Annotated in this window: 14 protein-coding genes; 3 read left to right on the top strand and 11 right to left on the bottom strand. The window is 60.3% G+C overall.

Annotated elements, in window-relative coordinates; genetic code table 11:
- Positions 1–34: 34 nt before the first annotated feature.
- Positions 35–1,111 (top strand): transaldolase, encoded by a 1,077-nt coding sequence (gene tal, locus ACE3OH_RS03300; RefSeq protein ID WP_374348353.1) that lies wholly within the window; start codon positions 35–37, stop codon positions 1,109–1,111.
- A 15-nt stretch (positions 1,112–1,126) separates the two neighbouring features.
- Positions 1,127–2,605, top strand: a complete 1,479-nt coding sequence (locus ACE3OH_RS03305) for a hypothetical protein (RefSeq protein WP_374348356.1) — start codon at positions 1,127–1,129, stop codon at positions 2,603–2,605.
- 229 nt (positions 2,606–2,834) lie between these two features.
- Here ACE3OH_RS03305 and ACE3OH_RS03310 read toward each other — a convergent pair whose 3' ends face one another.
- The 11 genes from ACE3OH_RS03310 to ACE3OH_RS03360 all read right to left on the bottom strand — a co-directional run bounded on the left by ACE3OH_RS03310 (position 2,835) and on the right by ACE3OH_RS03360 (position 13,106).
- The gene (locus tag ACE3OH_RS03310) at positions 2,835–3,464 is read right to left on the bottom strand and encodes a hypothetical protein (protein ID WP_374348361.1); all 630 of its coding nucleotides are present in this window, start codon (positions 3,462–3,464) and stop codon (positions 2,835–2,837) included.
- Between the two features lie 158 nt (positions 3,465–3,622).
- A complete protein-coding gene (locus ACE3OH_RS03315; RefSeq protein ID WP_374348364.1) occupies positions 3,623–4,948 on the bottom strand; it encodes a nitrate/sulfonate/bicarbonate ABC transporter ATP-binding protein in 1,326 nt (441 codons plus the stop codon).
- On the bottom strand, positions 4,945–6,684 hold the full coding sequence (locus tag ACE3OH_RS03320) for an ABC transporter permease (RefSeq protein WP_374348366.1): 1,740 nt from the start codon (positions 6,682–6,684) through the stop codon (positions 4,945–4,947). Before ACE3OH_RS03320 ends, ACE3OH_RS03315 begins: the two co-directional genes overlap by 4 nt.
- A 121-nt stretch (positions 6,685–6,805) precedes the next feature.
- Positions 6,806–8,692 carry a potassium transporter Kup gene (locus ACE3OH_RS03325; RefSeq protein WP_374348369.1) on the bottom strand — a complete coding sequence of 629 codons (1,887 nt, stop codon included), beginning with the start codon at positions 8,690–8,692 and terminating at the stop codon, positions 6,806–6,808.
- 121 nt (positions 8,693–8,813) lie between these two features.
- Positions 8,814–9,353 carry a 1,6-anhydro-N-acetylmuramyl-L-alanine amidase AmpD gene (ampD, locus tag ACE3OH_RS03330; protein ID WP_374348372.1) on the bottom strand — a complete coding sequence of 180 codons (540 nt, stop codon included), beginning with the start codon at positions 9,351–9,353 and terminating at the stop codon, positions 8,814–8,816.
- A gap of 8 nt (positions 9,354–9,361) precedes the next feature.
- The gene (gene mtgA, locus ACE3OH_RS03335; protein WP_374348375.1) at positions 9,362–10,057 is read right to left on the bottom strand and encodes a monofunctional biosynthetic peptidoglycan transglycosylase; all 696 of its coding nucleotides are present in this window, start codon (positions 10,055–10,057) and stop codon (positions 9,362–9,364) included.
- 59 nt (positions 10,058–10,116) lie between these two features.
- Complete coding sequence (locus ACE3OH_RS03340; RefSeq protein WP_374348378.1) at positions 10,117–10,311, bottom strand: zf-HC2 domain-containing protein; 195 nt, start codon at positions 10,309–10,311, stop codon at positions 10,117–10,119.
- Positions 10,311–10,898, bottom strand: a complete 588-nt coding sequence (locus ACE3OH_RS03345) for a sigma-70 family RNA polymerase sigma factor (RefSeq protein ID WP_374348382.1) — start codon at positions 10,896–10,898, stop codon at positions 10,311–10,313. Before ACE3OH_RS03345 ends, ACE3OH_RS03340 begins: the two co-directional genes overlap by 1 nt.
- Positions 10,899–10,921: 23 nt before the next feature.
- Positions 10,922–11,866, bottom strand: a complete 945-nt coding sequence (locus tag ACE3OH_RS03350) for a homoserine kinase (RefSeq protein ID WP_374348385.1) — start codon at positions 11,864–11,866, stop codon at positions 10,922–10,924.
- Between the two features lie 112 nt (positions 11,867–11,978).
- On the bottom strand, positions 11,979–12,311 hold the full coding sequence (locus ACE3OH_RS03355) for a DUF2782 domain-containing protein (RefSeq protein WP_374348387.1): 333 nt from the start codon (positions 12,309–12,311) through the stop codon (positions 11,979–11,981).
- Positions 12,312–12,416: 105 nt separating this feature from the next.
- On the bottom strand, positions 12,417–13,106 hold the full coding sequence (locus tag ACE3OH_RS03360) for a TIGR00730 family Rossman fold protein (protein WP_374348394.1): 690 nt from the start codon (positions 13,104–13,106) through the stop codon (positions 12,417–12,419).
- 115 nt (positions 13,107–13,221) lie between these two features.
- Here ACE3OH_RS03360 and ACE3OH_RS03365 point away from each other — a divergent pair.
- Positions 13,222–14,691 (top strand): 5'-3' exonuclease H3TH domain-containing protein (locus ACE3OH_RS03365; protein ID WP_374348389.1); only part of this gene is annotated, 1,470 nt, incomplete at its 3' end.

The raw sequence follows: 14,691 nt of genomic DNA on the forward strand, positions 1-14,691 counted from the left end.
ACCATGGCCGCTTTTGTGCACTGCAAGGCGCCCCATGAACCCGCTGCTTCAAGCCAAATCCCTCGGCCAGCGCATCTGGCTGGACAATCTGTCACGCGAATTGCTCGCCAGCCCCTTGCAGGCGCTGATCCGCGACGACGGACTCGCCGGCGTCACATCCAACCCGGCGATCTTCCAGAAGTCCATTTCCAGCGGCAGCGGCTATGCCGACGATCTGGCGCAGCTGAAAACCCAGCCCCTGACTGCCGAGCAGCGCTTTGAAGCGCTGGCGGTACCCGATGTGCAGGCGGCCTGCGATCTGTTTGCCGATAGCTACCGAGAATCGGGCGGGCTGGATGGCTATGTCAGCCTGGAAGTGTCGCCACGGCTGGCGCGCGATGGTGATGGCACCCTGGCGGCTGCCCGACGCCTGTGGGCGGCCATTGCCCGCCGCAACGCCATGATCAAGATTCCCGCCACAGCGCAGAGCCTGCCAGCCTTCAGCGCCGCCATTGCCGACGGCATCAATGTCAATGTCACCCTGATGTTCGGCCAGCGCGACTGCGATGCGGTATTCGACGCCTATGTCCACGGTCTGCGCCAGCGCCTGGCTGGCGGAGGCGACCTGCGCCATATTCGCTCGGTTGCCAGCGTGTTTCTGTCGCGGGTGGATACCCTGGTCGATCGCCAGCTGGACGCCATCGGTGGCGCAGCGCTGGAACTGCGCGGCCAAGCTGCCATCGCCATGGCGCGTGCCGCCCATGCCGGCTGGATGCTGCGCTGGCACAGCGACGAATGTGCCGATCTGCGCGCCGCCGGCGCCAATATCCAGCGCCTGCTGTGGGCCAGCACCGGCACCAAGAACGCCGCCTATTCCGACGTGCTGTATGTCGACTCCCTGATCGGGCCGGATACGGTGAACACCCTGCCCGACGCCACCCTGGCCGCCTTCCGCCACCACGGTCACGCCAGCGATACGCTGACCGGCCAAGGCGAGGCAGCCCGCGCCACCTTGGCGCAGCTTGCGGCGGTCGGCATCGATATGGATGGTGTTGCGGGTCAGTTACAACAGGAAGGACTTGCCCTGTTCGACGAGGCTTTCGATAAACTGCTGGCCTTGCTCAATCACTGATCCCAAACCTCGGCCATGAAGCACTCGCGCAAGCTACGCAGCGGCCTACGCTGGACCTCCCGCATCATCGGCTTCGGATTTCTGATCCTGATCGTCTACGGGGCCCTGCACCTGCGCGGTGGCTACAAACTGGCCCAGCATATCGAGGCCTGCCGCAGCTCTGGCACCATCGTTGAAGGGCTGAACCCGCTGCAGCGCGCGCAATCGGTATCGGCTTGCGTGGAAGTGGCCTCATCGTTTCCCGAATCCTGGCTGTTCCGCGATACCGCGGCCATGATGCGGTCACTGCCCAATGCGCCGTGCAAATATGTCGGCAGCTGGACCTCGACCCGGCCGGGTAGCGTGTATCGCTTCACCTTGGGCGATAACGGCAAGTTTCGTACCGAGCTGGTCAGCGGTACCAGCCCCTACCCGGACCAGGAGATCGGCAGCGGCATGTGGGGGGTCTGGAACGGAAAGATGGCCTGGTTCTATCCGGAAATGCGCGACTTTCCGCCTGATGTAAACCGGATCATCGAGCTTGATGCCGACCATTTCAGCCTGATCGAGCTCAACGGCGTACGCACCCAATTCACCCGGCTCGGCGCCATTGCCTCATCCGTGTGCGGCACCTCGGGACCGCAAATCGACTGGAATCGCCCCAGCGGACGGCAGGCGGTGGTTGCCCGCAAGCAGCAAGCAATGGAAGAGGGCGATACCGAGGTGAACCGCCGCGACTTCGACCAGCAGCAGAGCGAACTCGATACCACCGGCCTTTTGCCCCGCCGGCAGAAAGCCCCGGCACTGTCCAGCTGGGCTGCTACCTATTCCGGCACGCCCGATGCCGGCAGCCTGACCATACAGCCTGATGGCAGCTATTCCGCCAAAGTGAGCTGTCACAAGGATGGTGCGCCAGCCAGCTTCAATGAGGCCGGCACCATCCGCGAAGATGATGAGTGGTACAAGCTGCTGCCCGACAATGCGAGCAAGGCCAACGCCTGCAGCCTGCCAGCACGCCTGTTCCCGCTGGAGATGGGCAATCGCCGCTTCCTGTTCTCCGAAGTGCAGCTGGCCGAGTTGGTCAACCAGATCAATGCGGGCCAGCCGGTGAGCAGCACATCCATCCTGCAAGCCGGCACCGGCAAGGCGGCAGCGGACGAGCCATGGAAGGCTGCGACCTTGATCAGCCGCCTGCCCAAGCCGTTTGCCGATGGCATCCTGCAACGCCCGCTGGCGGCCACGCTAAGCGGCTTCAGCGTGGTGGGCGCCACCTCGCCTGCCGCGCTGCTGCAGGCAAAGGGCGAAGAAATCGAATACGGCAGCCGCGCCACCCTGGACGCCGGCACCCAAAACGGCGTGTTTGCCGGCATGCAGCTGCACGCCAGTGGCACGCCGCCATCGCTGCGCATTGTGGTGGAGACCACCAAGCTCAATCAGGCGCAGGTCCGCCTGACCTGGAAGGGTAGCTGGCGGCCGGGCAGTAGCTTGCCGGTCAGTACCAGGCCGGCTCCATAGGGAATCACTGAACGAATCGCGCTTTCAAGCACCACCGCATGTTCCGGTAAAGGCGGCGGCCATTCAGGCGTGGCTAGGTCAGTGACCCTGCGCTGATTCGCTCTTCCCCCGCCGCGAGCTTGTGCGCAGTGGATAGTTCGTTCAGCGCCGTCCTCGATCAGCCTCGCAAAGCCGGGCTACTCGCCCATCCCGGAACGCCCGGCCCACTCATGAGGCAATGCGCGTTGATTCAGTTACACGCCACTTTTTTGGCGGGACTGCTGCGCGACTCGTAAACAATATGGACAGCACCATCCTTTGCTTCATAAATGCCTAGCGCCGAATCCCTTCTTCGCCGGTAATAGCTTTGATCACCATCGTAGCCCGAGCTTGTAACACCGCGTTTCAGGCTAAGGTGATTGACGGATGCAATATGCTGTAGCTCGGCATCTCCGGCATTTTTAAGGACCAGTCCCTCCCAGTCTGGCTTATCCACTCGCATCAAACGCAATACCGGCTCGCTTTTGCGGCGAGCGGTGTAGTCGTTGTAATACAGGCGTTCGGCGCGGCGTTCTTCAATCACCCGGCGGACTTCAAACAATTCATAGGGTTCGGCGGGATAATTTGCCTTATAGCAGCCAATAAACGGACTATCGCCCGCTACCGCCGTCTGGATCGCAGCGCTGCTCTTGTCGCATGGCATTTCCTGGTAGGAGATTTCGCCATTTTTGCTGCATTTATATAAACCGGCCTGCGCAAAGCCGGCGATATTCAAGGCCAGAATGGCCACTGCAAATTTCATTGTCATAATTTCAAAACGCTTCGGGGCTGAAAAGTAGCAAGCTTTGCCAGGCAGGGGAATACCCTTACAGCGGATCATGCCAAATCAGCAGGCCCTTTCTCCATAAGCAATGGCACTGCGACATTTGGGCTGCACACATCGCAACCATGCGATCGAAGCTGGTCACGCCCGCAGCCCACCTCAATGACACACCGCCTGCTTTACCCAAGCGCGCCACCGTCTTGAGGCCCGCCTGTCTAGTCCTGCGTTTCTGCCTCGTCATGCGCGCCTTCAGGCAGATGCAGGCGGCCGGTGTGGTAGTCGTACTCGTACACCTCACCATAGCGGCCCCACTCCACCGCCACCTTGAGCACATGCTCGGCCTCGTCGGCCTTGAGGAACTCCTCCAGCAGGTCGAGAAAGCGTTTTTCCGGCAAGGCGCCGCTGGGCTCCTGCTCCAGACTGTGGCGGATATGGGCCGCCAGCGGCACATGGGCCAATAGCTGCTGGCCAAACAACTCTTGTTTGAGCACCTGATCGGCCTCTACATAGCGACGGCCCAGTGGGGTCAGCGCGATATCGCCCTTTTCCACCTGGGCGAGGGCCAATTGGCCCAGCGCCTCGTAGATCGGGAATAGCTCTTCGTCGGACAGCTCAGCCTCTTCGGCCAGTTGCGGCAAGTCGGCGCGGCCTTCGAACGGCGTATCGGCCAGCAGATCCAGAATGGCTTCCATGCGGCTGATATCGGTATCGGGCAGACGATAACCAAGATGGGCATGAACCGGCGAACCACCCACCGCTTCCTGCACCGGGCGCATGGTCATCAGGGCATACACTTCGTCGATCAGGGCACGCACTTCCAGGCTATCGACATCGCGCGGACGCGGCAAATCAATGGTGATTTCATTGCGCACATGGCCCGGATCGCTGCCCATGATCAGGATGCGGTCGGCCATCATGACCGCCTCCTCGATATTGTGCGACACGATGAGGATGCCCTTGGTGGGGATCTTGCTGTCGTCCCACAGCTCCAGCATATCGTTGCGCAGGGTTTCGCCGGTCAGCACATCCAGCGCCGAGAACGCCTCATCCATCAGCAGCACATCCGGATTGGTGACCAGCGCACGGGCAATGCCGACGCGCTGGCGCATGCCGCCGGACAGTTCGCGTGGTAGCGCACCGCCAAAGCCGGACAGGCCGATCAATTCGAGCACCGCATCGGCGCGCGCTTCGCGCTCGGCTTTCGGCACTCCCTGCGCTTCCAGCCCCAGCTCCACGTTTTGCTGCACGGTCAGCCAAGGAAACAGGGCGAAAGACTGAAATACCATGGCAATACCAGCCGCCGGCCCGAAGATCGGATGGCCGCGATATTGCACCCGGCCGGTATCGGCCGGAATCAGGCCGGCGATAATGCGCAGCAGGGTGGATTTGCCCGAGCCGGACTTGCCGAGCAGCGCCACGATCTCACCCTCGCGCAAGGTGAAATCGACCTTGCCCAGCACGGTACGGGCCGCCCCATCGCTACTGCGGAACGATTTCTGCACATCGGCCAGATCAATCAGCAGGTTCTCGTTTCTGGTCATTCTTCATCCCCCCGATCAACGGCCAATACATAGAGTTTCCGCCAGAAAAAGCGGTTCAGACACAAGACGAATACGCACATCACCCCGATGCCGAGCGCAATGCGCGGAAAGTCCCCGGCATCGGTCATCTGCTTGATGTAGCTGCCCAGGCCGCTGGCCACCAGCTTGGTGTTTCCCCAGCTCACATATTCACAGACGATGCTGGCATTCCAGGAACCGCCGCTGGCGGTAATGGCGCCCGTGACAAAGCTCGGGAACACCGCTGGCAGATAAAACCGCTTCCACTTGAGCCAGCCCTTGAGGCCAAGATTATCGGCGGCCAGCCGCAGCTCATTCGGAATGGTCGAGGCACCCGCCACCACATTGAACAGGATGTACCACTGGGTGCCGAATACGATCAGGGGGCTGAGCCACAGATTGGGATTGAGCTTGAGCGCCACCATCAGGTAGACCACCAGCGGAAACAGCAGATTGACCGGGAAAGCCGCCAGAAACTGCGCCAGCGCCTGCACCCGCTGCGACAGGCGCGGGTTGAGGCCGATCCACACCGAAATCGGCACCCACACCACCGATGCCAGTGCGATCAGTACGATCACCCGCGCCAGTGTCAGGAAACCGAGGCCGAACACATGCCAGACCTCGCCCCAGCCGGCCTCGCTCTGGATGAACACCACCAGCCGGTACACGCCTATCATCACCGCCGCCGCCATCACCGCATCCCAGGCGCGCGCCCATAGCGGATTGATCGCCTTCTTGCGTGCACGGATCGAGGTACCGTCATGATGGGTGCGGAACCAGCCAAGGCCGCGGCTGAGCTGGAACCACAGGCGGTCGGTCCAGCCACGTACCCAGTTGCTGCGGCGCATCCAGTCCAGCAGCCAAGATTGTTGTGCTACCTCGGATTGCGATTCTTCGAAGCGGAATTTGTCGGCCCAGGCCAGCAAGGGGCGGAAAAACAGCTGGTCGTACAGCAAGATGCCGACCAGCATGGCGGCAATCGCCCAGATGATGGCGGCCAGATTCTTCTGATCGATGGCCACCGCGATATAGGAGCCGATGCCAGGCAGCTTGATATCCTGATTGGCCACGGTGATCGCTTCGGCCGCCACCAGGAAAAACCAGCCGCCGGACATCGACATCATCATGTTCCACAACAGGCCGGGCATGGCAAACGGCAGCTCCAGCCGCCAGAAACGCTGCCAGCCCGACAGGCGGAAGATGCGTGCCGCCTCGGCGAGCTCGGGTGGCACATTGCGGAAGGACTGGAACACGCTGAATGCCATATTCCACGCCTGCGAGGAGAACAGCATGAAGATGGCGGCGCATTCCGGGCCGACCAGGCTACCGGGAAACATGGCAATGAACGGCGCCACCGCAATGGCCTGAAAGCCGAGAATCGGCACCGATTGCAGAATATCCAGCGCCGGAATCATCACCTTTTCGGCGGCGCGATATTTGGCCGCCACCGCAGCAAACACCATGCTGAACAGCAGGGAAAAACCCAAGGCAATGAACATGCGCAAGATGGTGCGCAACAGGTAGTAAGGCAGATACAGCGGGTCGAGCGAAATCGGCAGTTCCTGGCCGACCGTGAACGGTCGGCTCATCTGCATGGCGCCAAAGGCGACCGCCACGATAATCGCCAGGATGATCGGCAATACCGCCCAGTCCCAGCGATTGGGGCGCGATTGCGCCATGCCGGTACCGATATGCCGAAACGGGTAGAGCTGAAACATGGACGCCCCTGTGATGCCAACACGGGCCGCCCGGCGGCCCTAGAGATTCATTCGGAAGTGTAGCGCCAGCGCTTTACGCGCTGGCGTCGGACTGGGAAGTTCGGATTTCATCGCGCACCGCTCATAGTTCGACCTGGGTACCCATTTCCACTACCCGATTCGGCGGGATCTTGAAGAAATCGGTCGGGCGCGAGGCATTGCGCTGCATCCAGGTAAAAATATGGTGTTGCAACCAATTCAGCGCCGGCGTCTTGCTGCGGATGATCGTCTCTCTGGACAGGAAGAATGAGGTAGTCATGTCGTCATATTCGAGATCGTGCTGCTCAGCCAGTGCTTCCAGAATGTGCGGCACCGAAGGCTCTTCGCTAAAACCAAAACGCGCTACGACCTGCCAGAAACTGTTGGATAGTCGCCTCACTTTAAGGCGATCTTCTTTTGCAACATAGGGAACGTCGGCCGTCTGAATAGTCAGAAACACGACCTGCTCGTGCAGCACGCGGTTGTGCTTGAGGTTATGCAGCAAGGCATGCGGCGTCGAGTCTTCGCTCCCGGTCATGAAAATAGCCGTGCCCTCCACACGCAACGGCGGATTTGCCTCGATGGAATCCACAAACAAATCGAGCGGCAACTCGCCATCATGAATGCGATGGAACAACAAACGCCGGCCGTTTTTCCAGGTGAACATAATGGCAACCGCCACCACACCCACCGCCAGTGGAAACCACCCCCCCTGAGGAATCTTGAGCGCATTGGATGCGAGAAATGCCAGATCAACCAGCAATAAGCCGCTCAGTAGCAGACGCAGGGCGAGGCGCTTGCGCTTGTCTTCTGTTTTCAGGGCGGCAAACGCAGTCAGTGTGGTCATCACCATCATCCCGCACATGGCAAAGCCGTATGCTGCCGCCAGTTTGCTGGACGATTGGAAACCCAAAACCAATAAAATGACGATGAAAAATAGCGACCAATTTACGCCATTGATATAGATCTGGCCGATTTCCTGATCCGAGGTATGGTCAATATCCATACGTGGAACATAACCCAGCTGAATAGCCTGCCGTGTCAGAGAAAATGCACCGGAGATAACGGCTTGTGATGCGATTACCGTGGCAGCGGTTGACAGTAATACCATAGGCAACAGCAACCATTTCGGTGCCAACATGAAAAACGACTGACCCGCCATTGCCGGGTCATCAAGAACCAAGGCGCCTTGTCCCATATAGTTCAAAAGCAACGCGGGCAGCACAAAGCCGAACCAGCCGAGGCGTATCGGGAAGCGACCGAAATGCCCCATGTCCGCATAAATCGCCTCACCACCGGTAATGGCCAGCACCACCGTACCAAGAGCCAGAAACGCCATCATCGGGTGCAAGAGAACGAATTGAACGGCATAAAAAGGCGACAGCGCCGCCAGTACGCCCGGGTGACGCATGATACCGCCCACCCCGAGTATTGCCAGGGCAACAAACCACACCAGCATGATCGGACCAAATACCTTGCCGACACTCGCAGTACCACGTGCCTGCACCGCAAACAGTCCGACAATGATGGCGAGAGTGATAGGCAGCACATAGTGCGAGAACTCAGGATCAACCAAGCGTAAACCTTCAACGGCCGACAGCACAGATATTGCTGGCGTAATCATCCCGTCGCCATAAAACAACGCAGCGCCAAAAATCCCGAGCAGAATAAAAATCGAGAACTGGCCGCGCCGTCGTTTGGTATTTCGCAGCGCCAACGACATTAATGCGAGTATCCCGCCCTCACCCTTATTGTCCGCACGCAATATGAAGTAAACATATTTGAACGAGACCACGATGAACAAGGACCAGCACACCAGCGACAAGATGCCAAGAACATTGGCAGGGGTCGGCGCAATACCGCTGTGATGCCCGAATGCTTCGTTCAGCGTATAGAGCGGCGAGGTCCCGATGTCGCCATAGACCACGCCCACTGCCGCAAGCGTTAGTCCAGCGACAGCTTTCGGAGTTTGTCCTGTTTGATGACTCATTGTGCCCTGTCCCAGTGTTCGCCTTGGCTGAATGGCGGCGGATTATATGCCCACGCTCTCGCGGTGGATACCGCCGATGTTGCAATGCAATACGAAAACGACAACCGGTCAGCCTGCGAGACTACATTGAAGGCTCGCCGCCATAGCGCACCCAGTCGAAAAACGGTCCGGGATCGGTCTTGCGCCCCGGCGCGATATGACAGTGTCCAAGTAGCTGGGTAACGGGATACGCCGCCTTCAATGCCGCAATCAAGGCATCCAGTGTCGCGTATTGCGCCGGCTCATACGGCCACAGATCGCCACCTTCCAGCTCGATACCGATGGAAAAGTCATTGCAGCGCTCACGCCCTTGCCAATACGACACACCGGCATGCCAGGCGCGATCAAGGCAAGAAACAAACTGCAGCACGCTGCCATCGCGGCGAACCAGAAAATGTGCCGATACCCGCAGCGTTTGCAGTTCGGCAAAACAGGGGTGCGCGGCCGGGTCGCAGCGATTGGTAAACAGGCGCTCGACGCCATCACCACCGAACTGCCCGGGCGGCAGGGAAATCGAATGCACCACGATCATATCGATCTGGCAGTCGATTGGCCGGGCATCATGGTTGGGCGAATCGATGCGAGTCGCCGTGCTCAGCCAGCCCGCCTGGTCAATCTGCATGGCCGCACTCATTCCGGGATATCCGCATAGCCCATACGCCGCTGGATGATTGCCGCCTTGCGCAGCAGGCCGCGTGCATTGCGGTTTTTGTCGTAAAAGCGCGGGTTGGGCACCATGGCCGCCAGCTTGGCCGCCTGCGAGGGGCTTAGCGATGCGGCACTCACGCCATAGTAATGGCGCGCCGCCGCTTCGGCACCGAAGATGCCGTTGCCCCACTCGATCACGTTCAGATAAATCTCGAAGATGCGCTGCTTATCCATCACCGCCTCCAGCATCACGGTAATGGCCGCCTCTTCCAGCTTGCGCAAATAGCTGCGCCGGCCGGACAGGAACAGGTTCTTTGCCAATTGCTGGCTGATGGTGGAGCCGCCAGCGGCAATACGGCCTTTTTTCTTGTTCTTTTCCCAGGCGGCCTGGATGCCTTCCCAGTCAAAGCCTTCGTGCTCGAGGAATTTGGCATCTTCGCTGGCGACCAGCGCCTGCTTGAGATTGTCGGAAATACGGCTGTACGACACCCATTGCTGCTTGAGCTCGGCCTTCGGGTCCTTTTGCTGCAGGACTTCGCGTTGCTCGTCCATAAAGGCGGTATCGGACGGATTGTGGTTACGCCACCACAGCACGTGGGCAAATATCCACAGCTGGTACAGGATGAAAATAAGCAAAAGCGCCAGCAGCAGCCGGCCGAACAGGCGTCGATAGGTCATGGCGGCGCGATTATAGCCGCCCGCAGCGCTGGCCGACGTTCCGACCGGGCAGCCGAGCGTCACGAGCCGCGCTTATCCCGGCTACCATGCTGGCGGGCAGCGCGGTGCAGGAAATGCGCCTGTTTCGAGAAATTGCGGCACAGACCACAAATCAGCAAGTGAAGGCGCATGCGAAAACGCTCAGCCCGACCGAGATCACGGTCCAGGCTGTCGGACACCGCGCGTGTCGTTTCTTTGCATGAATAGATCAACATCACTGCCCTGCCTCTTGGCCAAACCAGTTCAATTCCAGGCAATGCCGCAGGCCCAGACGCGCCCGATACAAAAGCACCGAACAATTGGTCGCGGTGATATCGAGGTTCTGACAGATTTCCTCGATGTCATAGCCCAGCGATTCGCGCATGGCGAATACCATGGCGGTGCGCTTGGGCAGGCGAGCGGCGCATTCCTCGTACACCCGCCAGAAATCCTGCTGCTCCAGCGAAGCATCGGGGTCGGCCCAGGTGCGCGGGCCATCCGATCCCCAATGGCCCTGCTTGTCGAACAGGGTCGCAAAATCGCCGGCGGCATCGCCGTCTTCATCTTCGCGGCTATCCAGCAGCAAGGGGTCGCGCCCGGCGCGGCGCTGCAGATCGATGATCTTGTGCTTGAGTATGCCGGTCAGCCAGGTCTTGACGCTCGATTGCGCGGCAAAGCCTTGCTTGGCCTGCACCGCAGCCAGCAGCGTATCCTGCACCGCCTCTTCCGCCATATCCTCATCGCGCAGCCGGTAAATGGCGTAGCGAAGCAGGTAGTCGCGAAACTCGGCCAGAGCTTGATCGGTAAGGGTGGGTTCAGTCATATCGTTTCGGGCGTGAAGCCGCATCACAACCAGTGAGGCCCGTCACCGAGCGCAAGATGCGCCTCAAGCAGGCGCTGGAATACGGCCGGGTCCTTGCGGTAGGTCAGCTCGCCGCTCTGTGGCTTGTGCCAGTCCCACAGGCGCGACACCCAGAAACGCAACGCTGCCGCACGCAGCATCAGATGCCATTCCTGCTTTTCGGCCTGGCTCAGGGGGCGCACCGACTGGTAACCAGCCACCAGAGCTGCGGCCAGCATATCGTCGATACTACCGTCAGCCCGGCCGCACCAGTCATTCAGGGTAATCGCCAGGTCGTAGATCAGCACATCATTGCAGGCGTAATAGAAATCGATGAATCCGCCGATGCGCTCGCCCTGCATCAAAACATTGTCGCGGAACAGATCGGCATGGATCACCCCGGTGGGCAAATGTGCAAACCGGTGCCGCGCCTGTTCGGCCACCTCGCTGCGCAGCAATGCGCCTTCAGCCGCAGACAGATAGCCATACAGCTGTGGCGCCGCGGCCGTCCACCAGTGCGGCCCGCGCGGGTTGGCCATATGGCCGGCATAGGTATCGGCCGCTCTGTGCATCTGCGCCAGCATGGCGCCCAAGGCGCGGCACTGTGCTGCGCTGGCCAGCTCCACCGGCTCGCCCGGTAGCCAGCTGACGATGATGGTCGGCCGACCATTGAGCCGGTCGATGTATTCATTGCGCAGATTGGCAATCGGTGCCGCGCAGGCAATGCCATGCGCCGACAGATGCACCATCAGATCGACGTAAAACGGCAGCTCATGCGCCGCCAGTGTCTCGAACAGGGTCAGTACATATTTGCCATGGGTGGTGGTCACCGCGTAGTTGGTATTGGTGATACCGGCGGCAATGCCCTTGAACTCGACCAGTTCGCCCAGGGAATAGGCCTTGAGCCAGGACGACAGTTCGGATTCGGTAACGGTGGTAAACACGGACATGGCAATAACTTGGACAGTGTGGCGAGCAAGACGGATAGATCAGGAAGGTGACAAGCACATGGCGCGGCACAGCAGCGCGCAGCGCTGCCACTCCCGCCTTATGGCAGATCGCTCAGAAGCGCTTGATCACCCACATTGGCGGCTTGACCTTGGGGTCAGTATCGCGGCGCACAAAACTGCCGGTGCCGGTATCGTCGGTCAGGTAGTACTCGGGGCCGACCTTGGGCTTGACCTTCTGCATATAGAGCCGGCCGCCGATGCGGTATTCGGTCACCGTCGCATCCTCCTTCTGGACGATGGTCACCTCGGGCTCGAGGGTAGGATCATCGTGGGCACCGGCCGGCAAGGGCGGTGGTGGTGGCACCGGGGTGGGCTTCAGCGGCTCGGTGGCGAGTACGGCGAGGCTGGAAAGAATAAGCAGCGATACGGGAAGCGGGTTTCGCATGGTCGGAAATCCATAAAAGAGTAGAAATACCGCAGGCGCAGTCTCAGATGCGCCCCTGAGGCCGGGCACCCGCGGCGGCTGCCTGCCTCACCGACAGCTGTGCCATTACAAGCTCAGCTGCATCTCACGCTCGGCGGCGCTTGGCGCAAAGCCGCGTGTTTCGTAAAACTTGAAGATCGCATCGACAATCGCATGCGGCTCGTCGATCACCTGCATCAGATCGAGATCGTTCGGGCTGATCATCTTCTCGTTGACCAAGGTGGTGCGGAACCAGTCCAGCAAGCCGCCCCAGAAGGCGCTACCGACCAGGATGATGGGCATGCGCCGGCTCTTGCCGGTCTGGATCAGGGTCAGCGCCTCGCTCAGCTCATCGAGTGTGCCAAGGCCGCCCGGCATCACCACATAGGCAGTGGCGTTCTTGACGAACATCACCTTGCGGGCAAAAAAGTGGCGGAACGTCTGGCTGACATCCTGGTAAGGATTGCCATGCTGCTCGTGCGGCAGCTGGATGTTCAGCCCGACCGATGGCGATTTGCCGTGGAAGGCACCTTTATTGGCAGCTTCCATGATGCCGGGGCCGCCGCCCGAAATCACCGAAAAACCGGCATCGGACAACAGGCGGGCGATTTCTTCGGTGAGCTTGTAATAAGCATGGTCGCGCGGGGTGCGTGCCGAGCCGAAAATGCTCACCGCTGGCTGAATTGCTTGCAAGCGCTCAGTCGCTTCGACGAATTCAGCCATAATCTCGAAAACCCGCCACGCCTCGCGCGAACGGTAGGCAACCGAGGCGGCCATGGCGGCGGCATCGGTATCACTTGGCAACTTGCTGCTGTAAAAACTCATTTTTTTCCCGAAATTCCGGAGCCGGCGCATCGTGCGCGGCTACCACCCTTATTCAATTGGACATCGCATGTCGAAACAAACGCTGCTGCTGATCGATGGCTCATCCTACCTGTACCGGGCGTTTCATGCCCTGCCTGATTTGCGCAGCCCGAGCGGCGCCCCTACCGGCGCGCTATACGGCATCATCGCCATGCTCAAGCGCCTGGTGAAAGAAGTGCCTGCCGATTATATAGGCTGCGTGTTCGACGCCAAGGGAAAGACGTTCCGCGACGATCTTTATCCCGATTACAAAGCACAGCGCCCACCGATGCCGGATGAGCTGCGCAGCCAGATCGAACCGATCCATGCCGCCATCGCCGCCATGGGCATGCCCATCCTGATGGTGGAAGGCGTGGAGGCAGACGATGTCATCGGCACCCTGTGCCGCAGCGCCGATGCCGCCGGCATGCAGGCCATCGTTTCCACCGGCGACAAGGATATGGCGCAGTTGGTCACGCCCAACGTCACCCTGGTCAACACCATGAGCAATGAAACGCTGGACGAAGCGGGGGTGCTGGCTAAATTTGGCGTACCGCCCGGCCGCATCGTCGACTATCTGACCCTGATCGGCGATACCGTCGACAATGTGCCCGGCGTGCCCAAATGCGGCCCGAAAACGGCCTTGAAATGGTTGAGTCAATACGACAGCCTTGACGGCGTGATCGCCCATGCCGACCAGATCAGCGGCGTGGTCGGTCAGAACCTGCGCGACTGGCTGGGTTTTCTGCCCTTGGGCCGGCAATTGGTCACCATTAAATGCGATGTGGACCTGAGCACTGAGCTGGGCGGCAGTTTCGCGGCGCTGACGCCGCGCGATGCCGACAAAGCCAGACTGGCCGAGCTGTTCGAGACATATGGTTTTCGCACCTGGCTGCGTGAGATCAAAGGCGACGCTGCGGTCGGGGACAAGATAGCCGCCGAGGGCAACAGCAGTAGCCTGCGCAGCTTCGCCCCCATCGAAACCCCGACGGAGCTGCGCGCACTCGACCGCGATGGCTATGAAACCATCCTGAGCGAAGCGCAGCTGGACACCTGGATTGCCAAGCTGGACAGCGCCCCCCTGGCGGCGGTGGATACCGAAACCGACAGCCTCGATCCGATGCAGGCGCGCATTGTCGGCATCAGTTTCGCGATTGCAGAAAGCGAAGCGGCCTACCTGCCACTGGCGCATCACTATGCCGATGCCCCGCTACAACTCTCACTCGATGCCGCCCTGGCCAAACTCAGGCATTGGCTGGAAGACGCCAGCAAGCACAAGGTCGGCCAGAACCTGAAGTACGACCAGCATGTTTTTGCCAACCACGGCATTGCCCTTAAAGGCATCGCCGAGGACACCCTGCTGCAAAGCTATGTGCTCGACAGCACCGAACGCCACAATATGGACGACCTGGCCGCCCGCCACCTCGGCTTGCAGACCATCGCGTATGAAGAAGTCGCCGGCAAGGGCGCCAAGCAGATCGGCTTTGCCGAAGTGGCCGTCGATGTCGCCACCCGCTAT

Source organism: Chitinimonas sp. (assembly GCF_041904975.1).
In the GTDB taxonomy this organism is placed as follows: Bacteria; Pseudomonadota; Gammaproteobacteria; order Burkholderiales; family Chitinimonadaceae; genus Chitinimonas.